Genomic DNA, 26,568 nt, shown 5'->3' on the forward strand with positions numbered 1-26,568 from the left:
ATTTTAAAAATTATTAATTTATATGACGCCTTCAGGAGAAATTAAAAATTATTTGTGGGTTATTTATATTTAGAAAAGTAATCTTTCAATACAAAACCTGAAACTGCAGCCATTCTCTCCTCAACTGTCATGTGCATTCCAAAACCATTCCAATTAATTAATCGCAAGCAATGTTGACAAACCAAAAGTTTTTGACTAGAAATTTGTCTACCATTAATGCGAACAGGAAATAACCCATCTTGACGATTTGAGGTTATAAATCTACTACTTCTATCAAGTGTACGCATGGCCTGACGAGTAGCACAATCTGCAATATGATAACGTGGAAGTTTAACTTCATTTTGGTAACTAATAACATCGTATATATAGAAAATTACTCGTTGACCTTTATAGCGCAAGGTACCGTCATAAACGACTTCAACATCATCAAAATCAACATCAGTTTGAACTGTCATTGAAGGAGGCGGAGCACTACCACTAGATACTCTTGCTGGCGGCATAACAGGTTGAGGCGATGGCGATGCAAGATCTATGGGTTTGCTGGGCGCCACTGGTTTAAGATCAATTTTAATAACAATCTTAGGCACGAATGGGTCGCGAAAATGATCAATCAAGGGAGCAGACGAGAGCTCCATGCGAAGATCATTTAAGCTAGCATCAAGTGCGAAATCAAATATTTTCATTTATTTTCCACTTGTTATTTTTTGTGCTATTTGCCCCATTCGCTCATCAGAATTAGTAACAATCCTAAATTCAACACGCTGATTTTTAGCGGAATTTACATCGACCGGATCAAATGGGACTGATGAAGACAATCCATTAGCAGTAACTTTTTTAATAATCCAATCAGTATCTGATTTAAGCTCAGGCATAACCAGTAAATACTCAAGCGTTGATCTGGTACGATCCTGCGAAAGCTTCATATTATTAAAGTATGCAGATTGACGAGTGCTATTTGCACTCCAGAAGGAACTAGTATGCCCTTCAATGCGTATTTCCTTAATAACACCCTGGAATTCGGTGCTATTAAGCAATTTAATATACCTAGGAAAAAAATCAGTCAATACAATTTTATATTTATCGGTCAATACAGAACTACCAGTTGCAAATAGAACCTCAGGATCATTAAAACGTATAGTCATGTCTCCAAGCAAATCAGCATTCCACTGCTTTATATCGTCCTTAAATTCTTTTTGCAGAGCCTGTTGCAAATTACTTTTGGACTTTTCATACTCCTTGACTACGAGAGTGGTTGTTTGCTCAACGCGCAACATAAAAGCTGCCGTCAAAAGCATGAAAACCATCATCAACCCTGTCATCAGGTCTGCTAAGGGAATCCAATGTGACTGATTGCTCTCAGTTTCCATGGCTGCGATCCTTTTGTTGAGATGCAACCATATCGGCAAGTCTCACAACTTCTCTTAATTTATCGGTTAGCGGCGTGTAATCCGCAACAAATTTGGTTGACAATGAAGCTAATTGATTGCCCAAAGCCTGAAGACTTCGGTTAAGCTCATTTTCAAGACTGCTCTCTAACTTTGAAACACCGTCTTGTACCTTCTTGACACTTTCCGCAAGATTCAAATTAACTGTTTTTTGATTTTCTTCAAGACTATTGCTAAGTTGTCGAGCAAGACTTTCATTAGTAGTCCTAGCTTTTGAACCAAAATCTGCAACCGTAACGTCAAGCTGTCGCCCCACTTGCTCCAAATTATGTTTTGATTGCTCAGCAAATGCCCTACTAACTGAACTCATTTCTCCCTGAACCGCCTTAATACCCTCACTGATTTGAGTTGTCATTTGCTTGAAGTGCGCTTCAAATTTAGGTGCAGTGTCTTTTAGACCACCAAGAATATCAGCAAGACTTTTCTGGGAAGAATCTATCTTTTCAGCTTGTTCAGCCAATAATTTACTCAATTGATAAACTTGTGCAGCTGCTGTACCGAATTCTTTGGTCGCATTAACAATAACCAAGAGATTTTGTGATGCATCTTGTAAGTTTTTAGCACCTACATTTTGAACTTCCTGAAGCTTTTCCAAATGATCTTTATATTGATTTTGCCACTTTAACAAATCACCAACCGCCAAATTAAGTTGCTTGAAATTCTCACCAAACTGCTCACTTAATTTTTGGTTGAAATCTCGTATAACGTCACGAAGAGCCTCAACTAAAGTCTTTGAACTTTGCTCGGCCAATTGCTTAGCAAAATTATCCAATGACTCACGCATAGACTTAAAGCTATCACTTTGATCTTGCCGCAACATTTTCAACTGTGATATTAATGTATCCTGATCTTGACCAGTAAGGCTTGTTTTTAGTCCTTGTAAAGCAACGACTACATCATCTAAAGATGAGCTTTTTGGCGTCCCTGGTGCTTGCTCAATTGGAGTTTTCTGAAACTTATGGCGTGCACGAATTACTAATGAGCCGAAAACACCTGAGACAGAAGCCCAAAAAGCAGTTTTTACACCCTCTAGCAAGTTAGGCACACTATTTTGAACATCATTTGTGTCGAAGTCTAGCAATGCCAATGCAATTCCAACAAAGCATCCAAAAATACCCAGAGTAGTTAATATTTCAGGGCCATGAACTACAGCAAATCGATCAAATCTTATCTTTACAAAATAGAAAGTTAAGAACACGTTGATGCCAACAAAAAACAGGGTGTGACCATCGCTCAGAAGAGCCGTCCAACCACCTGCAGCAAGCGCTGTAGATGATATTAAAAATAGTGCGAAACCTGAAATTAGAGTCTTTATCATTTATTCTCCATTTTTAAATGTTGTCGTCATTTGACTAGCTGCATCAGTTTTCCGAAGGTATCAACCACATCGTATTTGACATTCTCAGGAGCGAATTTTTTATTCACTTCAGCAAAGAACTTGCGTGCGCACTCGATCTTGGTGGCTTCTATTGGCCGCAGGTCCATTGTGGACATGGAGCCCTTGGTCTCTGCCACAAAGTAAACATGCTTGATGCTGCCCTCTTTGAACGAGATGGCCCAGTCGGGGTTGTAGTCGCCTACGGGCGTGGGGATCAAAAACCCTCTTGGCAGTTTGGCGTAGACCACCACGTCTTTGCTGGTGTCCAGCTCTTGCACAAACTTGCGCTCGATGTTGGAGTCGGTCAGCACGTAGTCGTAAATGTGACGCTCCAGCTTGTTGCCCGCGTTGCTCAAGTCTTGCTTGGTTTGGCCAGCGGTGAAAATGTCCAAATCAAACTTGTCTTCCACGGTGTCGTACGCCAGGTGTTCAATGATCACCGTAGCTTTTTGCTCGTTGATCACTCGAATGGCTTCTGCAATAAAGCTCTCGGGGTTGGTCTTGTACTGCGCAAATACCGCTGCATTGATGCCCTTCAGAATCTCTGCAATGGTCCGGCGGGTCAAAACCGTTCCCTCTGCTAATTCACCAATCAAGTCGTACTTCACAGCCGAGTGGATTGATATCTTATTGGTTTCCACCTCGGTCGCCTTTAGCACAAAAGCGTTACCGTTTTGCAAACCATCGGCAGTAATCTGCTCGACCTGCTCACCACGCTGAATCGTGTATTGCAGTGGCGTCACTCGCAGGCCAACCTTCCCATCTTTGTCGTTGATAGCTGCAATGGCTTTTTGCACCAGTTCTGCCGAATCAAAGTGCACGCTGTACGCTGCTTTGCGGTTGATTCGGTCCCACAGCGCCTTGAACTCTTGCTTATCAAAGTTGGCGTTGGGCAGCAGCTTTTTGGCTTTGCGACCGTCGGCAGGCTGCATCATCTGGCCTTCGCTGAATACCGAATCCACCAACTTGATGACTTGCTCGGCCATAGGCAGCAAGTCGTCGGGTAATGGGGTCAAGCTGCCGTCGGCTTTGGCCTGGTGGTACTTCTCGGTGATGTTGCGTTTCTTGTCGACGTAGCCGTTTTGGATCAAGTAAAACTCAATGTCAGTGGCTTGTTCGTCGGTCAAGGTCACGGGGCCGGTTGGCGTCTGCAGGACCTTGCCCACAAAGTACGCCTTATCGGCCACCTTGGGCCGCTCAGACAAGGAATCGCTGATGTCCTTTTGCAGCGCCGCGACGAAGTTTTTGTAGCTCTCGCTCGCAACCACCGTCAGCACGTTCACATCGTGGACGATAGCTGGGTGATCCACGCGATCACCGTTTTGGTTTACACACAGGCGCAGGCCACGGCCCACTTCTTGACGGCGCGAAATCGTGTTGTCGCTGTGCTTGAGCGTGCAGATCACAAACACATTGGGGTTGTCCCAGCCTTCGCGCAATGCTGAATGCGAAAAGATGAAACGCACAGGCTCGGCCAACGACAGCAAGCGCTCCTTGTTTTTAAGAATCAAGTCATACGCATCCACGTCGCTCGACAGGCCCGCGTTCTCGCCACGCTTTTCCACATCGGGGTCCACCAGCCGCTTGCTTTTTTTGTCGATAGAAAAGTAACCGCTGTGCGTCTTGTCCGCTGCGATGCCTTTGACGTACTGCGTGTACGGTGTCTCAACCAAATCCAGCACCTCGTTCAGGTGCAGCTGGTATTCCTCTTCAAACACGCGGGCGTATTCGCCCTTTTCATCGGTTTGGCTGTAATCGCGGTACTTGGCCACTTCGTCAATGAAGAACAGTGTCAGCACCTTGATGCCGTCTTTGTGCAGCTCTTGTTCTTTTTCAAAATGCGCCTTGATCGCCTCACGGATCTGAATGCGGCGCAAAGCCGCCTCGTTTACATCGCCGATGGCCTCGCCCACCGACAGCTCCACGCCGTTAGTAAAGCTCAGCGTGTCGGTGTTGGCATTGATGTCGGCCACCACATAGCCCTGGTACTGGTTGAGCCCGTTGGACAGATCAAACAAGTTGTCGCCCTTGCCCAGTTTGCGCGGCACGGGCTTGATGTCGCCATTGGCCTGTTTGATCTCCAGCTCCACCCTGGCCACGGGCGGCTTGGTGGTGGAAATGTCGATGGACTGCAAAAACAAATACGCATTGGTGCCCGCCAACCCTTTGACCGCGATGCCGCGCACGTCAATCTTCTTGACCAGTTTCTGGTTATAGGCATCCAGCGCGTCGAGGCGGTGGATTTTGTTGTGCGTGGTTTTGTGGGTGGCCGAGTAGCGCAGCACCATCAGCGGCTTGAAATTGACCAGCGAATCCAGCGTTTTACCGCCTTCCATTTTTTGCGGCTCGTCCAGAATCAGGATCGGCCTGTTGGCGCTGATCACATTAATCGGTCGGCGGCTCTGAAAGTCGTCCAGTTCTTCGTAAATGCGACGAGCATCCTTGCCTGTTGCATTGAACGCCTGCACGTTGATCACCATCACATTGATGCCCGCGTCACTCGAAAAGCTCTCCAGGTGGTGCAACTGCTTGGAGTTGTAGGTGAAGAAACGGGCCTTCTTTTTGTAGGTCTCCAAAAAGTGGTCGGCCATGATCTGCAGCGACTTGGTCACCCCTTCACGAATGGCAATGCTGGGCACCACGACGATGAACTTGCTCCAGCCATAGGCCTCGTGCAGGTCAAACATCGTCTTGATGTAGCAATAGGTCTTGCCCGTGCCGGTTTCCATCTCGATGTCCAGGTTCACCCCGCACACCTTAGTGCTCACCAAACGGGGGGACACGGGCAGGTTTTGCAGGCGCTGCACCTTCTGAATGTTGCCCAGCAACTGGTCCGGGGTCAGCGTGATATCGCCGTTGCGAAAAGCGGCCTCTTGGCTTTCGGCTGCAGGTGCGTCCTCCAGGGCCAAAGCACCCTGCGGGCTGCTGGGCGTGGGCCGACCTGCGCCGGGGTCGAGCCGGTAGCGCACACCGCCATGCGCGGGGGCCTGGCCAACAAAGCAGTCCACCACCGCTTGCACAGCGGCCGACTGGTAGGCCTGGGTTTTGAACTTGATCTTCATTGCGCGATTACCTTTTGCCTGTATTTGTGGAGTCTGCAAACTCCACAAACTGTTTTGCGGAGCCCAAAAGCTGTTTCAGGCTCCACAAAGTTGATTTCTTCTCTGCAATTTCTCTGCAAATTTCGTTTAAAAATGATTGCAGAAAGCCATAAGTCATTGATTTTTATAGAAATATTTTCAATTTCTTTCTGCATTCATTCTGCAAGCCGCCACACAGGGCTGCCGCGTGAACCCGTGTTAAGAATGAGCCCCCGGCGTCGCAGCTTGGTCAACAAATTGCCGACCTTGTCCTCTTTTTGCTCTGCCGTCAGCGCAACACTCAGCTTGGCAAGCAAGAGCTGGTTGATCTCTTTGCGGGTCGCTTGCCCAAACTTACCAAGGTAGTCCATCAGCAACTTGGCGTAAAACTCGTCGTCTTGAGCGCGGGTGTGGATGTAATCCACCTTGCCCGCCGTCACGCCAGCCACTGCGGCTGACACATGGAAATGGGGTTTGCGTCCCTCAATCAAGCCACTGCGCTTGAGTCGCGCTACAGCGCTTTCGGGAATGGGCAGCTTTTTCTGCACCCGGTCCAAGGCCAACACATCGGCCAAAGGCAAATCTGTCTTCTGGATCAAGAGGCGGCTGTACGCCAAGTCCACCACGCTGCCATACACCGTCATGCGCACCACCCCTGTTTCGCTCAGGTCGTAGTCGGGCATGGGGAAATAACGCCGGGCTTGCTCACGGTGCATCCAGTGAATACCGTAACCCATGGTGTCGATCATGTTCAGTTCGGCCATGGCCTGGGCCAAAAACGGGTTGCGATAACGCCGGGGCGTTTTATTGCCCGCAATGTAGTCGTCGGGCTGGCCATCAAAAAACTGCCCCTCGTTCTCAAACACCAAGGTGGCAGGGGTTTCGGTCACCACAATGCGGCCACAGCGGCTGTAGTCCTGGTGCGCTATGCAGTTGTGCAAGGCCTCCAGCACAACCCGCCTGTCGTACTTGGACACCTCCACCGGAATCAACACGTTGTCGGGCAGGATGCGAATCTGGACATTGCGAATGCGCTGATACAGCTCACTGGTGGCTACCAAAAACGGCAAGCCAAAATGCTCATAGGCACGCTCTGGCCCTTCCAGCTTCCAGGTCAGTTGCGCGGGGTGTGGCGAGAGCAAGTGCGCTGAGGTTGATTTGCCCAACAACAGCAAGGTGCCCCGCGTGATCTGGCCATCGCGCAACAAGTGTGCACGCTCTAAAAACGCGGCGACAGGCCAGGCCATCACCTCTTCGGCAGAAAAACGGTTGGCGTACTTTTTGGCAAACGCGCTGCGTGCCAACTGCAAAGCGGATTCATCCAAATGCGCCAAGGTGGCACCCGGCACCAGTTGCGCCGTCCAATCCGTCAGCAGCGTTTGCTGGCGGATTTCATCGAGCTTGTCCAGACCCAAGGATGTGCGGCTTTCACCCGCACGGGCGTAGTAGTGGCCCTTCCAGGCGATGGGCATGCCCCGGGGTGCTGGCGGCACCTCCATCAGCACCACACGGCCAGCCGCGTGCTGCAACACATGGATGTTGCGCAAGGTGATGCTTGGCTCTGTGCTGTCGGCAATCTGGCTCTTCAGGCTTTGCAAGCGCTCGGGTTGCGGCCGGTAATCGGAGCCCACCACACTGCGGGTTTTGTCGCTCACACCAAACACCAGCCAAGCTCGATCTACACCCCGCAAATTGGCCTCGTTGGCCAAGGCAGAGAAATACTCACCGATCTTGTCGGTGTCGTAGTCATTGCCCGCCTGCTTGAACTCCACCACCTCGTTCTCCCAGGTGGCCACAAGTTCATTGAGCAAAGCGCTTAACGCGGCTTGGTCCATGGCTGCTCCTGTCAGAGGCACTTGACTTCGGTCGAAGGTGAAAGCTGCTTGAAGATCTGCTCCACATTGATCTTGACCGCGCTGTCTTTGAAGCCCGCATCGCGGAACACCACGCGCATGGGCTGGTGCTTGGCCAAGGCTTTGACAAAGTCTTCGTCCACCCCGCCGCTGGCGTCAAAGCATGCGGCCAAGACATTGCCATCGACAAAGAACACTTCTTTGCCTTGGATCGTTTCTTTACCAATGGGCAGCGCCAAGTCAACACCCCAATCGAGCATGACTTGAAACAGCAAGTCTTCGGCTGTACGGTCCGGCTTGATGTTGTCGACGAACATGTCGAACTTGGCTTTGTCTAACGCGTCGGGGGCGTAGTAGACATCGGCCATGTTGGATGTGTCGATTTTTAAAACTCTGAATCCCACATCAAGGACGTTCTTTGGATTAGCCTGGAAAATTTTTTTACCAGCACGCCTCACTCGTTCTTTGGATATTTCTGCAATGTTGCAGGGGCGATTAATTGACTTACAGAAGTCAATGGCCGCTTGATGATCTTCATTACTCACATCCAATTCTTCCGGCCATTGAACCAAGATAAATTTTCGCCTTGAGTTTTTATCGGAAAGATTTACGTCAAATACTGCTTGAGCTGCAGTACCTGAGCCAGAAAAGAAATCTAAAACAATGTCATCAGGCTCGGTACTCAATCGAATAAACCGCTCAATTAATGCAGACGGCTTTGGGTATGAAAAAACATCTTGGCTACCCAACAACTCGGCAATTTGTAGTCGTGCAGTTTGTGTATCTGGAACATCAGATAAAATCGATTTCGGAGATTCAAATGCAACTTTCTTTTTGGAATAAAGTTTCCCGTTATCTTTAAAGAAAAATTCAACAATTTCCTGACCCTTGGTGTCGTATACCTTTTTCCCATCTAACCAGTCTTGGATCATGTTCTTCATAGTCCAACCAGCTGACAATGTCACATCTTTCGCCAAAGCCCCGTTTTTGAATTCAAGTTGGCCTTGAATCTCTATCCGCTCAGAGCCTTCGATTGCACCAGTAATTACCTTGTCTGGTCCTTCATATCGTATGCCAGCACGAAAAGATATATCAGATGCAGGGTGACGTCGATCAACTTTTTTATTACAGCGATCAATAGAGAACTCTCCATCACCTAACTTATTGAATAATGGGAGGCTAGACTTATCCTTCGCATAGCCAATAACATATTCATGCGCTCTAGATATATGACCAGCATTGATTCCTCTTGGGAGGGACCAAATAAATGGCGATATTGCGTTGCTTTCCCCGAATATTTCGTCACAAACTTTTCTAAGATTGACGACTTCATTTTCATCAATAGATATGAATAAAATACCATCTTCACTTAAAAGCGTACGAGCAAGTCGTAGCCTTTGATAAATCATTGTTAACCAATCAGAATGAAATCGGCCTTTTGCTTCGGAATTTAAAGTCAGTCTTCGTTTCTCATCGTCTATTTGATTTGACTTAACTAGATAAGATTCGGTGTTCTCTGAAAAATCATCCTCATAAATCAGATCTGTTCCTGTGTTGTAAGGTGGATCGATGTAAATCAACTTCACCTTACCAAGATAGGTCTCCTGCAACAGTTTTAATGCATCAAGGTTGTCGCCCTCAATAAACAGGTTCTTTGTGCTGTCAAAGTCCACACTCTCATCACGGCATGGACGCAGGGTTTTGGCGATCGGCGCGTTAGCTGTCAACAAAGCCTCGCGTTTACCAGGCCAGTTCAATTGGTAGCGCTCTTGCGGTCCTTCCACAATAGATCCCGACAACTCTTGTCGCAACTGGTCAAAGTCAACTGCAAGCTTCACGCTGCCATCCTCCCCCTTGGCCTCTGTCACGCAGTTTGGAAACAGCGATTGAATACGCGCAATATTTTCTTGCGTCAGGTCGGGCGAATGCATTTTCAGTTTGTCCATGGTGCTGCTTTCAGGCGCTGGCTTGTGGCTCAGCGACTCAGTTCTTGAAGTTCGGTTTTGAGTTGTCGCAATTGGGCATTGATGCCCACCTTGCGGTTGAATTGTTTTTCTTTGGCCAGTTGGGCCTGTGTTTTATCTACGGCACGTTCCAAAGCTGCAAGCTTACCCATTCGTTGCACTTGGTCGGCCAGCTTTTCTTGCGGGCGTGCGGGCAAACTGATGAGGTGGCGTAACAGGCTTTCGTACAAAGCGGCCAGGTCCAACGCCATTGGCAGTGGGGTACGCGCTGCATCGGCTGGCTGCCAGTTGCCAGCAAAGTAGTCGCTGCACACCCATTGACTGGCATCGGCCGCGCTGGGGCGCTTGTGGCAGGCAATGGGTTGCACGCGCCCTTCAAAGCAAAGCTCAAAAATGATGGAATATTGCACCGCACCATCGATGCAACGCAGCACATCCAGGTGAAGCTCGGGCACTTTGAGGTCTATGCTGAATACTTGCACCTCGGGCACGCCGGGTTTGGCAGGCAGGTTGATGGTTTCGGGGGCCAGTTTGTATTGCCAAACAATTTGTTCCACTTGGGCCACAAACAGGTCTTTCAGGCGGGTGTTGGCACCCGCTTTTTCGTAGAGTTTGTTTTTGGGCAAGGTTCGCCCAAATGCCGCTTGGGGCGGGTAGCTGAACAAGGCGTTTTGGGAGGGCTCGCTCATGCTGCTCATGAATGGGCCTGCACCACCAAAAAGCTGACAAGCTCAAAGTCGTCCAAACCCGAGATGGTGTTGGTCAGCGCCGTGGTCTTGCCACCGGTGAAAAGGCTGTCCAGGTCTTTCTCTTCTTTGACGTCGATCATCGAGCGAATGCTTTGGCTCAGCAGGTCTGAATAAGCTTGCATGTGGCGGCCATCGGCGGTTTCTTGGTTGAAGCTTTGGCAGGCAGGCAACACCGGCTCGGTTTGGCCTTTGCAGGCGCTACGCACCAGGTCGAGCAAGCGCTTGACTTCGGTGTGGTCGTGCACCACTTGGCCCGCACTGTTGATGTAGACCAAGTAATACGGGTGAAGCCGGTTGTGCTGGTTGACCTGCACGCCGTTATTGCGGTTGCGCAAGGTGAAGATGACGCCGGGCTGCAAGCCCATGTCCTCGTTAGCACTCACCACGGCGTGCATGCCGTTGGGCATGTTGGCCAAGTCACCATGGGCTTTGACGTAATTGAGCAAGTCCATGCGGAAGTCGTTCAGGCCCAGGTCGGTGATGGACACGCCGGTTTTCACGTCCTCCAGCTCAATCACTTCTTCTTGCAGGCGGCGCAGTTGCTCTTTGCGGTAGGCCACATCGTTGGCTTGGGCCGACAGCACGTTGTCGTCGCCCGTGGCAGCCAGGTCGGCAATGGTCATGCGGCTTTCAACACGCTCTTTGAGGCGGATGTATTCGTCCAGCGAGATGTCGGGCCAGTAGTTGACCAGCTGAATGGTGCTGTTGGGCGAGCCAATGCGGTCCACCCGGCCAAAGCGCTGGATGATGCGAACCGGGTTCCAATGGATGTCGTAGTTGACGAGGTAGTCGCAGTCTTGCAGATTCTGGCCTTCAGAGATGCAGTCGGTACCAATGAGCACATCCACCTCTGCAGGCTCTTGCGGCAAGACCAGGGCTTTTTCTTTGGACCGAGGCGAGAACAGCGTGAGCAGCTCTTGAAAGTCGTAGCTCTTTTTGAGGGTGGACTTGGGGCCACCACTGCCAGTGACTTTGCCGGTGTGAATCTGCAGCTGGCTCTGCAGGTCGGGGGCCAGGTTGGCGTAGAGGTAATCGGCCGTGTCGGCAAAGGCGGTGAAGATCAGCACCTTTTTGTTGCCGGGGTTGATCGGGTTGGCGATCTTGTTCAGCACCAAGGCTTTGAGGTGCTGCAGCTTGGCATCGTCTGCAGGGGTGACTTTGTGCATGGAAGCCAACAAGGCATCGATGATTTGCATATCGACCTGAAGGTCGTGCTCCCAAGATGGCAAGTCCATATCGGACAAGCTGATCTTGATGCGCTTGCCGATATCGGAATCGCCCAGGTCGGGCAATTCGTCTTCTTCGGCGTCCAGGTCGACCAAGGCTTCGGTCAGGTCGCTCACATCGGCAGCGCGGCCTGACTGGTTGAAGGCGCGGATTTTGTCTAGCGTGCTGACGTGGTTGGCTTTGAGTGACTCCAGCGTCAAGCGGAAGGATTGCACCGAGCTTTCCAAGCGCTTGAGCAGGTTGGTGGTCATCAGCGCCTGCAGGCTTTTTTCGCGGTCGGCCTGTTTGAGCTTGCCGCCACCGCTGGCCACTTGGGTGTCGTATTGCTCTTCGTACTTTTTCAGGCGGCTTGGCAAGATGTAGCTGATGGGCGCGTAGACGGCCAACTTGAGCAAGGTGAGCTGCCCAAAAATCTCATTGAAGCTCATCACGTCGGTGCGGCTGGTGAGCGGGCTGTGAAAGGTCAGCGGTTTGCGGCGCTCGGGGAATTGGCCGATGTCGGTGGTGTCGTAGAAGGTCTGGATGTGCTTGCGCGAGCGGGCAATGGTGACGCTGTCCAGCAGCTCAAAAAAGTCAAAGTCCAGCGAATCCAAAATGGCACGGGCGGTGCGCTCTTCGGGTGGCAGCTTGGCCCAGTTGTTGAAGCTGGCTTGGGCACCCCGAAAGATTTCTTCAACCGTTTTGCCAGTTTTGAGCTTTTTGCTCAGGTTTTCAGATTCACCTTCGTAGGCCAGTGCCAGCTGGTTGCGCAAGTCATTGAAGCGGTTGTTAACCGGGGTGGCCGAGAGCATCAGCACCTTGGTTTTGACACCCTCTTTGATGACCTTGTTCATCAACTTCTGGTAGCGCGTTTCCTTATCCTTGAAAACGTCGTTGTTGCGGAAGTTGTGCGATTCGTCGATGACCACCAGGTCGTAGTTGCCCCAGTTGATGCGGTTGAGCGGCGTGCCAAACGATTCGCCACTGGTGCGGCTCAGGTCGGTGTGGCAGAGCACGTCGTAGTTGAACCGGTCTTTGGAGAAGATGTTGGTCTTGAGGTTGCGGTTGTAGTTGAGCCAGTTGTCGGCCAGCTTTTTGGGGCACAGCACCAGCACCGATTTGTTGCGCAACTCGTAATACTTGACCACCGCCAGCGCGGTGAAGGTTTTGCCCAAACCGACGCTGTCGGCCAAGATGCAGCCGCTGTAGGTTTCCAGCTTGTTGATGATGCCGGTGGCCGCGTCCTTCTGGTAATTGAAGAGCTTTTTCCAGATCAGCGTGTCTTGGTAACCCGTCAGGTCGTTGGGCAACACGTCTTCGTTGATGTCGTCAAGGAACTCGTTGAAGATGTTGTAGAGCATCAAGAAATAGATGCTCTCGGGGGAGTTTTCTTGGTAGACCGAGTCGATGTGGTCGCAAATTTGCGCCGTCACATCCTGGAGTTTTTGGGGGTCTTGCCAAATTTGATCGAACAAGCTGAGGTAGGTGCCCGTGAAGGTGGGCTCGTCCATCTTGTTGACCAAGTTGGATACGGCATTGCCAGGCTGATAGCCAAGGTCCACGGCGGTAAAGCCGTGCAGCGGCATGTAAGCCGTGTCAGACGTACCAGATGCCCCACCCTGAACACAGGCGAATTGCTGCATGGGCGACTGGGTGTGGTTGGACTTGAACTTGGCTTTGCTGCGAATCCAATCCGCGCACTCTTTGGCGATGGCTTTTTGGGTCAGCTTGTTTCGAAGCTGGATTTCAAACTCGCTGCCGTAAAGGCTACGTTCGCGGTCAAGCTTAGGAATGTGGAATTCGCGTCTTTCCTTGCGAATTTTGTCGGTCACCTCGCTGGCAGTGAAGGTGGGCGCGGTAAAGATGAAATCCAGGCCGTCAATCTTCTGTAGCTCGGACTTGAGGGCTTCGTAGGCGTACATCGAAAAGCACGATGCAGCGACCTTGAGGCGCACGCCGGGCTTGAGTGTCTGCTTGAGGTCATCGCCAAGCAGACGGTTGATGTTGTCTAGGAGTTCCATTTTTAAGGTCGGATTTTTATGCTTTTGCCGTCTCAGACCATGGCGATAGCAACTGAATTTGAATTACTTTGAAGCATTTATAAATATTATCCAATGTACTTGACCTTCAAATCAGCCAACCATGGACCACATCTCTAATGGCGAGACACCAACAGCGCCGAGCGCTTGAGCCTGCTGGAGCAACTCACGATCTTCGGTCACGAGCAAAAGCGGGCTTTGACTGCCTCGATAGACCTCAGATTGCAGACTTTCGAGAATCCGACCATCGGCTCGGTCTGAGCCCTTTCCCCCAGAAAACCACACCCTGAGGTTGTCGGTTTCGCTCCAATGTTGGTCATCTGGCCCATCGAACCAAATATCCGCTTGCAAAAGCGGGTGAATCGCAGCCAGAGTCTTGACGCGATCAATCAGCAAAGCCCTGGCTTTGGCGTTTGGGCCCTGCCCTTCGCGAAAATAGTCGCCGCCAATGATGGGCTTGAGCTTGGGCAAAAGGTTATGGCCGTCAATCAGTAGCCGACATGGTCGGGCATTCAGCAGACAGTCTTCAAGGAGCTGACTGGCGGTAACGGGGGGTGCCAAGTCTTTTGGGTCAGGGTGATGCATGGCATAGATGGCCATGATCTGTCGATTGATGAGTGCATAAGCTTGTTGGCACATGGTCATGCTCCAGGACTCAGTCAGCATGGTGCGTTCCATCGCTTTTTTATGAGCTTGCAAGGCATCGATGTCTTGCATTGTTTGTAGCGTCTGAGCCAATTGACGCAATTGGGGTGCTTGCGGCTGGAGGCTGGTTTGGTTCAGTCGCGCTTCGGTCGCTTCAATATGGGCCGCCAATGCCCGGATTTCGTCCAAAAGCTGGGGTAAGGGGCGAAGGGATTCTTCCTGGGCAGTTTTGAGTGCCGCCAGCAAATGACGCGCTTGGGCCAATTCTTCGGCCACCTGAGACCGAATACCGTAACGTTTGTCTTGCTGAGCCTGCCGGGCGAGCAACTGCTGCGCACTGGTCAGTCGACTGCTGCTGTTGGATGACCAATTGGCCAAGCTTTCGCAGGATTCAAGCCAAGGTGCAAGGCGATTTTTGAGTCCGTCGGCAATGCCTTGTGCCACCCGCTGGTTGAGCTGTGAATGCATGGCGACTAAATCGACGCTGCGTTCACTGGCCAATCGGGTTTGGCCCGCAAGGTCAGCGATGAGTTTGTTGACCTGGCTTTGGAGCTTGTCTCGCTCCGTTGTCAATAAATTTCGCTCTTTTTGGAGTTGGCGATAAAGGGTGCTGGAAACGATGTCCCGCTCTTGCTGTTCTTTGGTCAAGATAGGTGCTGCGGCTACCGTAACTGTGCGGGGCGCAGGGACTTCGTAAGGCACATCCTCAAGAATCGGGCGCAAAGTCTCCAGCAACGGTTTGAAGCGGTTCTTGAATAACTCTTCCTCTTTGGTCTTGGTGGCAACTTTGGCTTTCGGCGGCTTTGCCATTTCAGCCTGGGCCAGCTCACGCACACTTTCACGCGCGTCGAGCAGCATGGCCGCCAATATGGGCAAGCGGCCAAAATGATCGAGCAGTGAGACAAGGCCAAGTTTGATGGCTTTTTCGCTGAGAACGTCAATCAAAGACTCAGACAGCGTAGCGGACCGAAGAATATCCAAAACTGGAGGCGGTGGTGTTTTGAGCTGCAACTTGGCCGTCACCCGTTGACGAAGCTGATCGACGTTGGGTTTGTCTTGCTTAAGCCCGTTGAGCAGTTCAGGCATTTTGCGAGCTGACGTGATCAAGAGCGAATCAGGCATGGCATCTACTGCGTTTTTGTAAAACGTCAGCATTTCATCGTCCAGCGTGTGGTCGTCAACGATCATCTCGGATAGCTTTCACTCTAAAAATGTCAATTTTGGACAAGATTCAATTCTCGTCTGGATAGGTATGACGCGATGGCATTAAGCACATGCGAATTCAATAAAGGACTGTCGGTCGAGGGAATTTCACTTTTCATGAGTTGTCCGCCAGTATCCCTTTTTGGAATAAATCCCCTCCTCCGTCGCCCTGGCATCCCAAAAGTGGCACTCGGGTACGAAGTCGAGCCAAGGCCCGGGTTTTGCCTTCAGTCGGTCAAAGTCGTTGGCTTTCAGGGCTCGCTGCGCCTGGTGCACGTCGTCAAACTGCAGTGCATCGACAACGGCACTGCGGTTGCTGAAGTCGGCCCTTTTGAAACCACTGGGCCTAAGCGTCATGCCCTTATCGTGAAAGAAGTACACCGTGGCTTGTCCGTTGGTCTGCGGCTCGATCAAGGCCCAGTTGTGCGACATCATTCCCAACACTTTGACCCACCAATCACGGTTGCCGATGTGAAACAAGGGTGGAACCATGGGTTGATCGGGCAGATCTGGCATTTGGGTCTTCATGCGACGGGCCTGCCATGCCCATTCAAAGTGAATATCGCCATCGTTGTGGGTGGTTTCAAAGACAAAGGGCTGCTCGTCTTGGCGCTCTATCGCCTGCATGATTTGTTCCGCCCTGGCTGCAAAATCATCTGAAAAGTCATGGTCCAGCGACTGGGCAGCTTCGTCGAAGTGCCCTAGCTCACGCAGTATTTCTGCTCTGAGCAAAATTTGGGAATCGCTGTCAGAGGTCAACAGTTCCAACAAAGCCAGCAAATTGACTTTCTCATCGGCATCAAGTTCATCTGGGCCAGAGTCCATCCGCTCATCGTTGACGCGGTGCCATGCATACAGGCGCAGCTGTTCTGGGTGGGCACTGATGTCATGACTGTGGACGTAATGGGTGCACTGACTGCGGGTTGCCAATTCATAACGAGGGACGTCCCGGTATTGCTCGGCCAAGGCTTCTTGAGCTTTCTTGCTGGCCAAAGCCTCAGGCGTGGGCTTTTCTACAAAGCCGAAACCAGGGAAATAGTTTCTGTACGAAATGGCAGGCTGTGCGCCCGCCATGCAAAACAGCTCATGGCAATGTGGGCAGACCACCAACGGCGGTGTCTGCGGCAACATGCGGGCTTTCATTTGACCGTCAGAGCGGTATTGCGCACCCAGCGTGTTACCTGAACTGAGGGTTCGGCGAGAAAACAAGCCATCGCAGGCGGTGCAACGGTACAGAAGAATGGGTCCGGGGAGCATGCTGAATCCTTTTTCGACAAATGGATCGTATGGGCATGAAAGCTCTCGCCCTGAGCCTTGAGCCCTGTGCATGAATACAGTGCCCCGATGGCATTGACCGCGAGGATTCAGAGACTTGGATCTCTGGGTCATTTATGTCATTTTTGACAAAGTGCCCAGATTTGTGTTCTTCTAAAAAAGGAACAGCACTCATTGGACCCGAGATGAAAGAAACCGAAGTCAAACCCTCTTTGCGCATCAGCCACATCGTTCATGGGCGTGAATCTCGGGGCAACCGCGTGTACTACCTGGTCGACCCCAAGGGTCAGGGCACGTTGTCTGCGGTGCCAGAAACAGTGGTGCTCCGAAGGTGGCGGCAAAGGCGCTTTGACGGTTACCGGTTTTCTGGCACCAGGCTGAGTGCCACCATCTGGCGTGCCGTGTCGAAGGCATTGGGCCAGGACGCCAAACAGTTGTGCAGCATGTCACTGGCTGAGCTGACCCAAGCCATTGCGCGTAAGCGACCTGCATTGCGACAGGCGTTCCTGGCATTACCTGCGCCCGAGGCCTTGCACACGCTGTTTGCTGTATGCGGCCCCAGTCGTCTGCAAGCGATTCTGAATAAGCATCTGTCAGCAGCACACGCTGGTTTATCGGGGGTGCCTGACTTGTTTGTCTATGCCATACAACTTTCGACAGGCAAACCAGCCATAGCCCGGTTTGTGGAGGTCAAAAAACCCGAGGAGCCAGCATCCCAAGTCCAGTTGGATGAAATTGCCTTTCTCAATGGTTTGGGCTTGCACGCCAGGGTGCTGCGCTTGAAGGAACGCGCTTCGACACTGAAATAAAGAACAGTGCCATGGGTCATGCACTGAGCCTAGATCCGGGCAACCTCCGTCCACTTTCACAAAGGTAGAACATGAGCAAAAAATCCGTAGACGAAATCATTTCGATGGCGAAGAACATCACCAACCAAGCTGCAAATGCTGGTGAAGCGGCAGCGGTATCGCCGGAACTGATGGATGCGATCCAGTCGGTGGCTGCACAGATCAAGCGTTCAGCGGGGGCTGACAGCGGGCTGGCCGCACTGGTGGATCAAGTGCAGGCGCTTGCCAAGGGCGCTGACAAAAAGTGAATGCCCCATGTCGCTGGAAATCCGAAACTGCCAATTTCGCTTTGAGTGTCCGAAAACTTGGGATTCGTTGACAAAGACATCGACATCGACGGTGCGGTTTTGCGACCAATGCCGACGCGACGTTCACTATTGCAAAACGCCAACCCAACTTCACGCGGCCATGGTGAAAAACCAGTGTGTAGCGGGCCCAGTGGGGTAGGCCTCGCAGTCAAGCCTTGGTCATCAAAGACTCAAGTTCGGTCACCGCCTGACTGAACTCACCCAACAGTGGGCTAGACCAACCATCTGACAGGGACTGCAGGCACCCTTTGTAATACCAAATTTGCTTGTCTGCGGCTTTGTTGGCACTACCAGCCATCTCGTTTTTCCAGGCCGTAGCGCCCTTGGCGCGGATATCGCGCAAGGTGTTGCTGAGGTTGTGCAACTTGTCTGCCGTCACGACGAGTCTTGCGTTGTGTGGCTCTTCGCGCATGCGGTCGATGTAGGCTTGTTTGCGCGGCTGCCATTGCGGCTTGGGCGTTTCAAACGTGTCGGTACAGCATTCGACAATGTCGGCAACTTCATCACCAAACATGACACGGACCGTATCGAGCATTGGCCGCCCGCCACAATCCTCAGCCGCGTCGTGCAACAGCCCCGCAATGGCTTGATCTTCGTTACCGCCATATTCCAGAACAAGCGCACTGACGGCCATCAAGTGACTGATGTAGGGAGCGCCTCTTCCGCCACGTGCCTGGGTCGCGTGGATTTGGTTGGCAAACTGTAAAGCCAGCGCAAAGCGTGGAGAGAGCAAAGGGGTTTCTGATTTCAACATGGTTGTCCTTTTGCCAGGAAACAAAAACAACCGACCGCGACCCTGGCGCTCGCGGCCGGTCGGGATATGTATGTGTTGGGGGTTGCGTGGTGAGTGCTTGCGAGAGTTCGCGTACCACCTATTAATTATGCCACTGGCATGCACGACATCTTGTTCAATGGGCATACTCCTCTATAAAAAATTGGCACTTTTATATGGCCTGATTTCCATCCCTGACCACCCAAACCACCTATGCCAGCTAATACCCAACCTCTTCCGATCGTTACCTTGATTGTTCTGAGTCTGCTGATGCCTGCCGCTTTTGCCCAGCGCATGTACGACAGCAGCGGGCGTGCGTTGGGGCGGGTGGATGCCGAGCGGTTTTACAGCGCCTCGGGCCAGCAGATCGGGCGGGTCGATGGTGAGCGCGTTTACGACGGCTCAGGGCGGCAACTGGGGCGCATCGACGGGGACCGTGTCTACAACGCATCGGGCCGCCAGATCGGCCGCATCGATGGTGACCGGCTGTACAGCGCTTCGGGCTCGCAGATGGGCCGCATCGACGGCGAGCGCCTGTACGACGGCTCAGGCCGCCAGATCGGCCGCGCCGATGGCCTGCGCCGGATGCAGATGATCGTGTTCTTCTATTTCTTCATGTGAGGTGGAGGCTCCCGGCTATGCAGGACGGACAGGTTTAGCGTTGGCTGCCCGTCTGAATTTGGCATCCCGACCCCAAAACACTTATACTTCCACTTATACTTTGTCGCAATGGAGTTGAACCATGTCACAAATCACGCTGTATTTGGACGATGCCACCCAAGCCTTGGTTGATGAAGCAGCCAAAGCCAATGGGGTTTCCAAGAGCCGATGGGTGGCGGACATCATCCGCACTTATGCGGCGCACGATTGGCCGCAGGACTGCCTGGCGCTGGCGGGCCGTTTTGCAGACTTCCCCTTGCAGGAAGATGTTCCCCAAATCCAACCCGCCGATGTCCCGCGCCTGATTTTTTGATGGTCGGCCATGTTGATCCTCGACAGCAACACCATCAGCTATTACTTCAGAGGTGACCCGCAAGTGGTGCCTCGCATGCAAGCAGTAAGACCGGGCACGCTCGGCGTTCCGGCCATTGTGGCCTACGAGTTGCGCTACGGACTGATGCGCTTACCCAAAGAAGCCGCCGAACCTCGCCTGGCCGCGTTGGCACAATTTTTTCGCCCTTTGCAAATGCTGCCCTTTGATGATGAATGTGCCTTGCAGGCTGCCAAAATTCGCATCGCTTTGGAAGCGGCAGGCACACCCATCGGTCCACACGATACCTTGATAGCGGCCACTGCCATGCGCCATCAAGCGGCGCTCATCACGCGCAATGTGCGCGAGTTTTCTCGGGTACCGGGCCTGCAGTGCATCAACTGGCACGACCCGACTTAGCCCAACCACCCCACACGCTCCAGCGTCCAGAACGCCCCCAGCACCACAACGGCCGCAGAGCCACCCGCCACCACCACCCAGCGGTAGATGCGGGTGTGGCGCAGCCACCAAGCCACAGGCAAAAACGCGCCCACGATGGCCAGTTGCCCCAGCTCCACGCCGATGTTGAAGCCGCCCAATGCGGCCAGCAGCGCACTGGCGGGCAGGCCCAGGTCGAGCAAGACGCTGGCAAAGCCAAAGCCGTGCACCAGACCAAACACAAAGGCCAAACGCCAGCGCTTGAGGGCGCTGAAACCCAGCAAATTGTTCAGCGCGGCCAGCACTACCGAAATGGCAATGGCTGGCTCCACCAGATCGGCGGGCGGCGTGAGCCAGCCCGTGATGGTCAAGCCCAACGTGATGGAGTGCGCCACCGTGAAGGCCGTGACGACCGCCAGCACGTCCAGCACCACGGGCCGAGCCTGCTTGGCCGCTTGCCAATCCACCACCTTTTGGCGAGAAGGCTGCAAGGGGGCCAGCACCAAGAGGCTGAGCAGGAAGACGATGTGGTCGATGCCGATCCAGATGTGCCACACGCCCTCGAGGATGTAGCGCCCAAACACTTTGAGCGGGCTGTTGTCTGCGCGGCCGATGCGGGCTTCTGGCCTTTCAGGGCTGAGCAAAGCACTGCTTTGGTGGTCCCCCAGATCCACCTTGAGCAAGCCGCGGTGCAGACTGTCTTGCGCAAAGATCAAGTCATAACGCAGCGCCAAACGGACATCGGCCGCGTCTGCTGCAGAGGACAGCCCCGGGCAACTCACGACCCACTGGGCGCTCAGGTAGGTGCCATCGGCGTGCTCGCTGGCTTGCAGGTCTGCGCGGCCCAAGGCGCACTCTTGTCCAGCCGCAGCCAGGGCAATGCCCTGCGCCAGCCAGTCGTTCAACTCGGGGCTTCGCGCCTGCGTCTCGCCCCAAGTGACTTGGCCATCGCGGTTGGCGTCCAGGTCAAAAATCAGGTCAAGGTCCCGCATGTGGACATCGGCCCTGAGTGTCAACGCGGAGCCAGACGTGCTGAGCGTGAGGTAGCTGTTGCTGCTGGAGTGCGCCTGGGCCACAGGGGTGCTGAGCAGGCTGAACACAGCCAAAGCAGCAGCCACCCACCAGCGCCGCGACACGCCCTTGTTGGGAGAATTCATCATGGACGCCCCCCGGTCCAGCTCGGGTGAGACTGGAGCTGTGCCAGCATCGGCGTCAATTGCAGGTCGGTGTAACCGGTTTTTTCTGCCCACTTGACCACGGGCTCGGCAGCCCGGGCTTGGCCCAAAGCCAGCGCAGCCTGCACAAACAAGAGCGCATCGGGCGGTTCTTTTTGCAACTGCCAGTTGTCGATGGACAAAGCCAGCCCCGCTTTCAGGTCGCGCCCGTAGGCAATTTGGTAAATGAGTTTGGGCCGCTCGATCAAGGCCTCTTGCCGCAAGGCTTGCGATTGAAGCCGCGCTTCCAACTGGCTGGCCAAGCGGCCTTCGTCCGGGTCTTTCAATCCGCGACTGGCCAACACCGCCTGCATCAAGAGCGCATCGGTCAGGGTCGCAGGGCTGTTTGGGGCATTGCCGCCGCTGGTGGCGGCCATGGCGATGGTTTTGGCTTCGCGGTACTGGCCTTGCTGGTTGAGCAAGTCGGCCAAGGACAAGCGGATCAGGTGGGACTGCGGACTGGCTTTGAGACGCTGGCTCCAAACATCCAAGGCGCGGGCAGGTTGCCCGGCCACGCGGTGCGCCTCGCCCAAATGGAAGCCCAACCAGTCTTGCGAGGAGGGATCTTGGTAGCTGGCGGAGCGAAGGGCCCGGCTCAACATGGCCACCGCTGCCAATGGCTGGCCTGTGCGGTAGAGCAACACCGCGCGGTAGACATCGGCTTCTTCTGCGCCGAGCAAGCGGCCCATTTCCTCAATGTCTTTCTGGGCCGCCGTCATATCGGCCAAGAGCAGGTGCAAGGCAAAGCGCCAAGACCAAAATTCGGCACGTGCAGGCTCCAGGGCGATGGCGCGGTTGATGTCTTGCAAACCATCCTGAAAATCGTGAAAGCCTTGCTTGACCAAGCCCCGCAAAAAATAAGCCTCTGCAGGCAAGTCAGCCACGGTCCACCAGGGCTTCAAAGCCGCCTTGGCCGAGCCATACCAGCGCAAGTCACCTTCGGTCAGGCCCAGCGTGAAAACCGCTCTGGCATAGGCCAGTGCGGTGGGCAAGTTTTGAGGCTGGGCCCGCCAGGCTTGGTCCAAAGCCCGCAAAGAATCTGGACGCCCCTTGGCCGCATGCACCGACGCGGACAAAACCACCGCAGATGCAGCGGGCTTGAAACGCTCTTGGGCGGCAACAGGTGACACGGCCAAGAAGCCCCCCAAAAGCGCGGTCACAGCTGCGCCTGAAATCGGTGTGAAAGCATCACAGCGGTGGCGATGGGTTTTGTCCATGGTTTTCATGTGCCTTTGATGCTTGATAGTATGCGTCTGTGCATTGGCTCACACCGATTCACCATTCTTGTCCTTTTTATCAACCTCTCTCCTCCAAGGTGTTTTTATGAAATTCGTGATGACCGCTCTCGTTTCCGCTTTCATGTTGGTGTCCATGCCCGCCTTCGCAGGTGCGCACGGCGGCGGCAAAATGGACGACAAAAAAGTCGACTGCTCCAAGAAAGAAAACGAAAAGAACCCTGCTTGCGTCAAGAAGTAAACTTTCTTGCCCTCAGGCCTGAACCCCTTTCGAGGGGTTTTTTTACGAGTTGATCACCATGCATTTCTACGAACCCCGCCTGGGCCACGGCCTCAAGCACGACCCGTTCAACGCCATCGTGGGCCCCCGCCCCATTGGCTGGGTGTCCAGCCGCAGCGCGAGCGGCGTGCTGAACCTGGCCCCGTACAGCTTTTTCAGCGCTTTCAACTACGTGCCGCCCGTCATCGGTTTTTCGAGCATTGGGCGCAAGGATTCGCTCAACAACATCGAGGCCACGGGTGAGTTTGTCTGGAACCTGGTCACCCGCGATCTGGCCGAGGTGATGAACCAGACCTGTGAGGCGGTGCCACCCGAGGTGAGCGAGTTTGATCTGGCGGGCCTGACGCCCGAGGCATCACGGGTGGTGGGTGTGCCACGTGTGGCGCAAAGCCCGGTGAGCTTTGAGTGCCGCTGCACACAAATCCTGCAACTGCAAGACCTGCAGGGCCAGAAGATCGACACCTGGATGGTGTTTGGCCAGGTGGTGGGCATCCACATCGACGAGCGCTTGCTCAAGGGCGGGGTGTATGACACGGCCCATGCCGGGCACATTTTGCGCGGCGGCGGCGCAGCGGATTACTTCACCATCGGGCCGGAACAGCTGTTCAAGATGTACCGCCCCGAAAGCGGTGCCCGCGACCTGCCCAAGTGAGGCCTTGCGGCCCTGCCCCAGCGAAGGGGCAGCGCCTGCGGGTGTCACCTGAGGGGCAGGCCGAGCGGCAGCGGCTGCGTTAATCTGGGCAAAGGGCTTCCGTTTTCCCAGCAGGCGGCTGTGGGCCTTTCACCCCAAGTTCAGGACAAAGACATGACCGCACCACTCACAGGACAAGTTGCATGGATCACAGGCGGGGGCAGCGGCATCGGGCTGGCGGGCGCGATAGAGCTGGTCAAGGCCGGGGCCCATGTGGTGATTTCGGGCCGCAACGCAGCCACCAATGCCAGCGCTTTGGCGGCACTGAAGGCTGTGGGCAGCGCCGAGGCCCTGCTGCTGGACGTGGCCGACAAGCACGCCGTCAAGGCGGCCGTGCAACAGATTCTGGACCAACATGGGCGCATCGACATTCTGGTGACCAGCGCGGGCACCAATGCCACACAACGCAATTTCGACGTGGTCACGCCCGAGGCTTGGGACGATGTGGTGGCCATCAACCTGTCGGGCCTGTTTTATTGCGTGCACGCGGTTCTGCCCGCCATGCGCCAGCAGCAAAGCGGTTTGATCATCAATGTGTCCTCATGGGCGGGGCTGTACGCATCCAAGCTGACTGGCCCGGCCTACAACGCCACCAAACGCGCCGTGCTGGCCTTGACCGAATCCATCAACATGGAAGAGTGCACAAACGGCATCCGCGCTACCTCGCTCTTGCCCGGCGAAGTGGCCACACCCATTCTGGACAAGCGGCCCGTGCCGCCGTCTGCCGAGCAACGCGAGCGCATGGTACAGGCCGAAGACATGGGCCAGGCCATCCTGTTTGTGGCGCAGATGCCCGCCCGCACCTGCATCAACGAATTGATCATCTCCCCCACCTTCAACCGCTTTTACACAGGCGGGCTGGAGACACCACCCAAGCGCTGAGCCTCGCCCGATGAGTCAGCTTTTCAGCGACAGCGCCCGGCACCGCCGCATCGGCATTGCGCTGGTGACGGTCACCACCTTGATGTTTGCGGTGCTTGACGCATCGGCCAAGTGGCTGGTGCTCACCCTGCCCGTGATGCAGGTGGTGTGGATGCGCTTTTTGACACACGCACTGTTTTCCATCGCGGTGTTCGCGCCATCGCTCAAAGGCGATCTGTTGCGCTGGCGGCACCCGCGTTTGCAGTTGCTGCGCGGCTTGATGCTGGCGGCCATGACCGGCCTGAACTTCTGGGCCTTGCAGTATTTGCAGCTGGCCGAGACTGGGGCGATGCAGTTTTCCGTGCCGATTTTGATTGCGCTGCTGTCGGCCTGGTGGTTGGGCGAGCGGCTGGACGCCAAGCGTTGGCTGGCCATTGCGGTGGGCTTTGCGGGGGTGCTGGTCATCATCCGCCCCGGCAGCCAAGGCTTTCACCCAGCCATCTTGCTGTCGGCGCTCAATGCCATTTTGTATGCGCTCTTCAACATGATGACGCGGCATCTGGCCAGCAGCGAAAACCCGGCCACCACACAAATGACCTCGGCGGTGGTGGCCACTTTGGCCCTGACGCCCGTGGCGCTGTGGCAATGGCACCAACCGGCCACGCTGCTGGAATGGTGCGTGATGGCGCTGGCGGGTTTGTGCGGCGGCATTGGCCACCACTTTGTGGCTGTGGCGCACCGCTACGCCTCAGCGGCGGTGTTGGGACCATTTTTGTACCAGCAGATCGTTTACATGACGGTGCTGGGTTGGCTGGTGTTTGGCCAGGTGCCCGACCTGCCTGTGGTGCTGGGCGCTTTGGTGGTGGTGGCCAGCGGCCTGTATTTGCTGTGGCGCGAGTTTCAGGGCACCCACCACGACTGATGCACTGAACGCTGGTTTGAGTCAGATCGGTGACACCCAGACCGCCGACCCGCACACAAGATGTGAGCATGCCTGATGCATTTGGGTTGCCTTCAAAGGAGTCCTGCATGTCTTCTTCTCCTCGCTGGAAAAACCGCCCACCGGGCTCGAACTGGGGCGACTTCGGGCCTGACGACCAGTACGGTCGCATGAACCTGTTGACGACTGAAAAAGTCCTGCAAGGCATGCAAGAAGTGCGCACGGGACGGACCTTCAACCTGAGCTTGCCGCTGGATTTTCCGGGTGGCAACGTGCTCAACCCGCGGCGTCAGCCACCCGTGCTGCGCCCCACCTTGCGCGGCGACAAGCCCAACATGAACTACCAGCTGTGGTGTGACGATCCGGCCTGCACCGATGTGGTGTGCGACGACCTGGCGATCCTGCATTTGCAGTACAGCACCCAGTGGGACAGCCTGGCGCATGTGGGCTCGATGTTCGACGCCAATGGCGACGGCGTGCCCGAGCCGGTTTATTACAACGGCTTTCGTGCGGGCAGCGATGTCGTGGGGCCCAGCAGTGGATCGGGGGCGGGTATTTTTGGTTTTCCCGAGATCGCCCGTGAATCGACATCAACGGCCAAGGCCTTGGGCATCGAGAAAATGTCCGAGCGCTGTGTGCAGGGCCGTGCGGTCATGATCGACCTGCATGCCCATCTGGGCCGCGAGCGGGTGCGGGTGGGCTACGACATGCTGATGGACATCCTGCACCAGGACCGGGTGGTGGTGGAGCCCGGCGACATGGTGTGTCTGCACACGGGCTTTGCGCAGATGCTGCTGGAGATGAACAAACAGCCCGATCCGCATGCGGTGGAAAACTCTTGCGCGGTGCTGGAAGGACGCGACGAGCGGCTGCTGCAGTGGATCACCGATTCGGGCCTGGTGGCGCTGATCGCCGACAACTACGCGGTCGAAGGCTTGCCCGCCACACCCCGGCCCGGCAGCTGCGCGGCTTTGCCCTTGCACGAGCATTGCCTGTTCAAGCTGGGCGTGCACCTGGGCGAGATCTGGCACCTCACCCCCCTGGCCCACTGGCTGCGGGCGGCTGGCCGTTCGCGCTTTTTGCTCACGGCCCCGCCGCTGCGCCTGCCGGGGGCCATTGGCTCACCCGTCACGCCCATCGCCACGGTGTGACACCCGCTGTGGATGGCCTGTAG

The 26,568-nt window shown here is 54.4% G+C and carries 23 protein-coding genes; 10 read left to right on the forward strand and 13 right to left on the reverse strand.

Translation table 11 applies throughout. The annotated features are described in order from the left end of the window. Positions 1 to 59 precede the first annotated feature (59 nt). The 10 genes from ACZ5RT_RS12290 to ACZ5RT_RS12335 all read right to left on the reverse strand — a co-directional run bounded on the left by ACZ5RT_RS12290 (position 60) and on the right by ACZ5RT_RS12335 (position 16,819). Positions 60 to 683: a hypothetical protein gene (locus ACZ5RT_RS12290; RefSeq protein ID WP_464452650.1), complete on the reverse strand. Its 624-nt coding sequence runs from the start codon at positions 681 to 683 to the stop codon at positions 60 to 62. Then, positions 684 to 1,367: an OmpA/MotB family protein gene (locus ACZ5RT_RS12295; RefSeq protein ID WP_464452651.1), complete on the reverse strand. Its 684-nt coding sequence runs from the start codon at positions 1,365 to 1,367 to the stop codon at positions 684 to 686. Continuing rightward, positions 1,357 to 2,763, reverse strand: coding sequence for a hypothetical protein (locus ACZ5RT_RS12300; RefSeq protein WP_464452652.1), 1,407 nt, complete (start codon positions 2,761 to 2,763; stop codon positions 1,357 to 1,359). The genes ACZ5RT_RS12295 and ACZ5RT_RS12300 overlap by 11 nt, the downstream gene beginning before the upstream one ends. Positions 2,764 to 2,789: 26 nt before the next feature. Continuing rightward, positions 2,790 to 5,885, reverse strand: a complete 3,096-nt coding sequence (locus tag ACZ5RT_RS12305; RefSeq protein WP_464452653.1) for a type III restriction-modification system endonuclease — start codon at positions 5,883 to 5,885, stop codon at positions 2,790 to 2,792. A 194-nt stretch (positions 5,886 to 6,079) separates the two neighbouring features. Further along, positions 6,080 to 7,738: an RNA-binding domain-containing protein gene (locus ACZ5RT_RS12310; RefSeq protein WP_464452654.1), complete on the reverse strand. Its 1,659-nt coding sequence runs from the start codon at positions 7,736 to 7,738 to the stop codon at positions 6,080 to 6,082. Between the two features lie 11 nt (positions 7,739 to 7,749). Then, positions 7,750 to 9,702, reverse strand: a complete 1,953-nt coding sequence (locus tag ACZ5RT_RS12315) for a site-specific DNA-methyltransferase (protein WP_464452655.1) — start codon at positions 9,700 to 9,702, stop codon at positions 7,750 to 7,752. A gap of 29 nt (positions 9,703 to 9,731) precedes the next feature. Beyond that, the gene (locus ACZ5RT_RS12320) at positions 9,732 to 10,409 is read right to left on the reverse strand and encodes a DUF4391 domain-containing protein (RefSeq protein WP_464452656.1); all 678 of its coding nucleotides are present in this window, start codon (positions 10,407 to 10,409) and stop codon (positions 9,732 to 9,734) included. Between the two features lie 5 nt (positions 10,410 to 10,414). Next, positions 10,415 to 13,696, reverse strand: coding sequence for a helicase-related protein (locus ACZ5RT_RS12325; RefSeq protein WP_464452657.1), 3,282 nt, complete (start codon positions 13,694 to 13,696; stop codon positions 10,415 to 10,417). Between the two features lie 111 nt (positions 13,697 to 13,807). Further along, complete coding sequence (locus ACZ5RT_RS12330; protein WP_464452658.1) at positions 13,808 to 15,547, reverse strand: NYN domain-containing protein; 1,740 nt, start codon at positions 15,545 to 15,547, stop codon at positions 13,808 to 13,810. 123 nt (positions 15,548 to 15,670) lie between these two features. Further along, positions 15,671 to 16,819 (reverse strand): hypothetical protein, encoded by a 1,149-nt coding sequence (locus tag ACZ5RT_RS12335; protein ID WP_464452659.1) that lies wholly within the window; start codon positions 16,817 to 16,819, stop codon positions 15,671 to 15,673. Between the two features lie 203 nt (positions 16,820 to 17,022). On the opposite strand from ACZ5RT_RS12335, the gene ACZ5RT_RS12340 reads away from it, so the two are divergent. Both ACZ5RT_RS12340 and ACZ5RT_RS12345 read left to right on the forward strand, forming a co-directional pair. After that, positions 17,023 to 17,646, forward strand: a complete 624-nt coding sequence (locus ACZ5RT_RS12340) for a VRR-NUC domain-containing protein (RefSeq protein WP_464452660.1) — start codon at positions 17,023 to 17,025, stop codon at positions 17,644 to 17,646. Positions 17,647 to 17,717: 71 nt separating this feature from the next. After that, on the forward strand, positions 17,718 to 17,933 hold the full coding sequence (locus ACZ5RT_RS12345; protein WP_108426660.1) for a hypothetical protein: 216 nt from the start codon (positions 17,718 to 17,720) through the stop codon (positions 17,931 to 17,933). Between the two features lie 208 nt (positions 17,934 to 18,141). Here ACZ5RT_RS12345 and ACZ5RT_RS12350 read toward each other — a convergent pair whose 3' ends face one another. After that, the gene (locus tag ACZ5RT_RS12350; RefSeq protein ID WP_158268697.1) at positions 18,142 to 18,747 is read right to left on the reverse strand and encodes an HD domain-containing protein; all 606 of its coding nucleotides are present in this window, start codon (positions 18,745 to 18,747) and stop codon (positions 18,142 to 18,144) included. Between the two features lie 288 nt (positions 18,748 to 19,035). Here ACZ5RT_RS12350 and ACZ5RT_RS12355 point away from each other — a divergent pair, with 288 nt between their 5' ends. The 3 genes from ACZ5RT_RS12355 to ACZ5RT_RS12365 all read left to right on the forward strand — a co-directional run bounded on the left by ACZ5RT_RS12355 (position 19,036) and on the right by ACZ5RT_RS12365 (position 20,155). Next, on the forward strand, positions 19,036 to 19,386 hold the full coding sequence (locus ACZ5RT_RS12355) for a 5-fold beta-flower protein (RefSeq protein WP_464452661.1): 351 nt from the start codon (positions 19,036 to 19,038) through the stop codon (positions 19,384 to 19,386). 121 nt (positions 19,387 to 19,507) lie between these two features. Next, positions 19,508 to 19,738: a ribbon-helix-helix domain-containing protein gene (locus ACZ5RT_RS12360; RefSeq protein ID WP_108426663.1), complete on the forward strand. Its 231-nt coding sequence runs from the start codon at positions 19,508 to 19,510 to the stop codon at positions 19,736 to 19,738. Positions 19,739 to 19,747: 9 nt separating this feature from the next. After that, complete coding sequence (locus ACZ5RT_RS12365; protein ID WP_464452662.1) at positions 19,748 to 20,155, forward strand: PIN domain-containing protein; 408 nt, start codon at positions 19,748 to 19,750, stop codon at positions 20,153 to 20,155. On the opposite strand, the gene ACZ5RT_RS12370 is transcribed toward ACZ5RT_RS12365, so the two are convergent. Both ACZ5RT_RS12370 and ACZ5RT_RS12375 read right to left on the reverse strand, forming a co-directional pair. Then, the gene (locus tag ACZ5RT_RS12370) at positions 20,152 to 21,330 is read right to left on the reverse strand and encodes a HupE/UreJ family protein (protein ID WP_464452663.1); all 1,179 of its coding nucleotides are present in this window, start codon (positions 21,328 to 21,330) and stop codon (positions 20,152 to 20,154) included. The genes ACZ5RT_RS12365 and ACZ5RT_RS12370 overlap by 4 nt on opposite strands. Continuing rightward, on the reverse strand, positions 21,330 to 22,604 hold the full coding sequence (locus ACZ5RT_RS12375) for a tetratricopeptide repeat protein (RefSeq protein WP_464452664.1): 1,275 nt from the start codon (positions 22,602 to 22,604) through the stop codon (positions 21,330 to 21,332). The genes ACZ5RT_RS12370 and ACZ5RT_RS12375 overlap by 1 nt, the downstream gene beginning before the upstream one ends. Positions 22,605 to 22,722: 118 nt before the next feature. Here ACZ5RT_RS12375 and ACZ5RT_RS12380 point away from each other — a divergent pair, with 118 nt between their 5' ends. The 5 genes from ACZ5RT_RS12380 to ACZ5RT_RS12400 all read left to right on the forward strand — a co-directional run bounded on the left by ACZ5RT_RS12380 (position 22,723) and on the right by ACZ5RT_RS12400 (position 26,545). Next, positions 22,723 to 22,863 (forward strand): hypothetical protein, encoded by a 141-nt coding sequence (locus ACZ5RT_RS12380; protein ID WP_158268698.1) that lies wholly within the window; start codon positions 22,723 to 22,725, stop codon positions 22,861 to 22,863. Positions 22,864 to 22,921: 58 nt separating this feature from the next. Then, positions 22,922 to 23,554 carry a flavin reductase family protein gene (locus ACZ5RT_RS12385; RefSeq protein WP_108426883.1) on the forward strand — a complete coding sequence of 211 codons (633 nt, stop codon included), beginning with the start codon at positions 22,922 to 22,924 and terminating at the stop codon, positions 23,552 to 23,554. A 153-nt stretch (positions 23,555 to 23,707) separates the two neighbouring features. After that, a complete protein-coding gene (locus ACZ5RT_RS12390; protein WP_464452665.1) occupies positions 23,708 to 24,475 on the forward strand; it encodes an SDR family oxidoreductase in 768 nt (255 codons plus the stop codon). Between the two features lie 10 nt (positions 24,476 to 24,485). Next, positions 24,486 to 25,376 (forward strand): DMT family transporter, encoded by an 891-nt coding sequence (locus tag ACZ5RT_RS12395; RefSeq protein WP_291925737.1) that lies wholly within the window; start codon positions 24,486 to 24,488, stop codon positions 25,374 to 25,376. A 107-nt stretch (positions 25,377 to 25,483) separates the two neighbouring features. After that, entirely contained in the window at positions 25,484 to 26,545 is a 1,062-nt protein-coding gene (locus ACZ5RT_RS12400; RefSeq protein ID WP_464452666.1) for a cyclase family protein, read from the forward strand. The last annotated feature ends 23 nt before the right edge of the window (positions 26,546 to 26,568 follow it).

It is taken from the genome of Limnohabitans sp. TEGF003 (assembly GCF_055395455.1).

Bases quoted from the DNA above. Each gene is read 5' to 3' on its own strand.
- ACZ5RT_RS12330 (WP_464452658.1), bottom strand. From the start codon at position 15,547: ATGATCGTTGACGACCACACGCTGGACGATGAAATGCTGACGTTTTAC.
- ACZ5RT_RS12350 (WP_158268697.1), bottom strand. From the start codon at position 18,747: ATGTTGAAATCAGAAACCCCTTTGCTCTCTCCACGCTTTGCGCTGGCT.
- ACZ5RT_RS12290 (WP_464452650.1), bottom strand. From the start codon at position 683: ATGAAAATATTTGATTTCGCACTTGATGCTAGCTTAAATGATCTTCGC.
- ACZ5RT_RS12375 (WP_464452664.1), bottom strand. From the start codon at position 22,604: ATGGACAAAACCCATCGCCACCGCTGTGATGCTTTCACACCGATTTCA.
- ACZ5RT_RS12385 (WP_108426883.1), top strand. From the start codon at position 22,922: ATGCATTTCTACGAACCCCGCCTGGGCCACGGCCTCAAGCACGACCCG.
- ACZ5RT_RS12325 (WP_464452657.1), bottom strand. From the start codon at position 13,696: ATGGAACTCCTAGACAACATCAACCGTCTGCTTGGCGATGACCTCAAG.
- ACZ5RT_RS12295 (WP_464452651.1), bottom strand. From the start codon at position 1,367: ATGGAAACTGAGAGCAATCAGTCACATTGGATTCCCTTAGCAGACCTG.
- ACZ5RT_RS12300 (WP_464452652.1), bottom strand. From the start codon at position 2,763: ATGATAAAGACTCTAATTTCAGGTTTCGCACTATTTTTAATATCATCT.
- ACZ5RT_RS12305 (WP_464452653.1), bottom strand. From the start codon at position 5,885: ATGAAGATCAAGTTCAAAACCCAGGCCTACCAGTCGGCCGCTGTGCAA.
- ACZ5RT_RS12335 (WP_464452659.1), bottom strand. From the start codon at position 16,819: ATGCTCCCCGGACCCATTCTTCTGTACCGTTGCACCGCCTGCGATGGC.
- ACZ5RT_RS12320 (WP_464452656.1), bottom strand. From the start codon at position 10,409: ATGAGCGAGCCCTCCCAAAACGCCTTGTTCAGCTACCCGCCCCAAGCG.
- ACZ5RT_RS12340 (WP_464452660.1), top strand. From the start codon at position 17,023: ATGAAAGAAACCGAAGTCAAACCCTCTTTGCGCATCAGCCACATCGTT.
- ACZ5RT_RS12400 (WP_464452666.1), top strand. From the start codon at position 25,484: ATGTCTTCTTCTCCTCGCTGGAAAAACCGCCCACCGGGCTCGAACTGG.
- ACZ5RT_RS12380 (WP_158268698.1), top strand. From the start codon at position 22,723: ATGACCGCTCTCGTTTCCGCTTTCATGTTGGTGTCCATGCCCGCCTTC.
- ACZ5RT_RS12345 (WP_108426660.1), top strand. From the start codon at position 17,718: ATGAGCAAAAAATCCGTAGACGAAATCATTTCGATGGCGAAGAACATC.
- ACZ5RT_RS12355 (WP_464452661.1), top strand. From the start codon at position 19,036: ATGCCTGCCGCTTTTGCCCAGCGCATGTACGACAGCAGCGGGCGTGCG.
- ACZ5RT_RS12310 (WP_464452654.1), bottom strand. From the start codon at position 7,738: ATGGACCAAGCCGCGTTAAGCGCTTTGCTCAATGAACTTGTGGCCACC.
- ACZ5RT_RS12365 (WP_464452662.1), top strand. From the start codon at position 19,748: ATGTTGATCCTCGACAGCAACACCATCAGCTATTACTTCAGAGGTGAC.
- ACZ5RT_RS12390 (WP_464452665.1), top strand. From the start codon at position 23,708: ATGACCGCACCACTCACAGGACAAGTTGCATGGATCACAGGCGGGGGC.
- ACZ5RT_RS12395 (WP_291925737.1), top strand. From the start codon at position 24,486: ATGAGTCAGCTTTTCAGCGACAGCGCCCGGCACCGCCGCATCGGCATT.
- ACZ5RT_RS12315 (WP_464452655.1), bottom strand. From the start codon at position 9,702: ATGGACAAACTGAAAATGCATTCGCCCGACCTGACGCAAGAAAATATT.
- ACZ5RT_RS12360 (WP_108426663.1), top strand. From the start codon at position 19,508: ATGTCACAAATCACGCTGTATTTGGACGATGCCACCCAAGCCTTGGTT.
- ACZ5RT_RS12370 (WP_464452663.1), bottom strand. From the start codon at position 21,330: ATGAATTCTCCCAACAAGGGCGTGTCGCGGCGCTGGTGGGTGGCTGCT.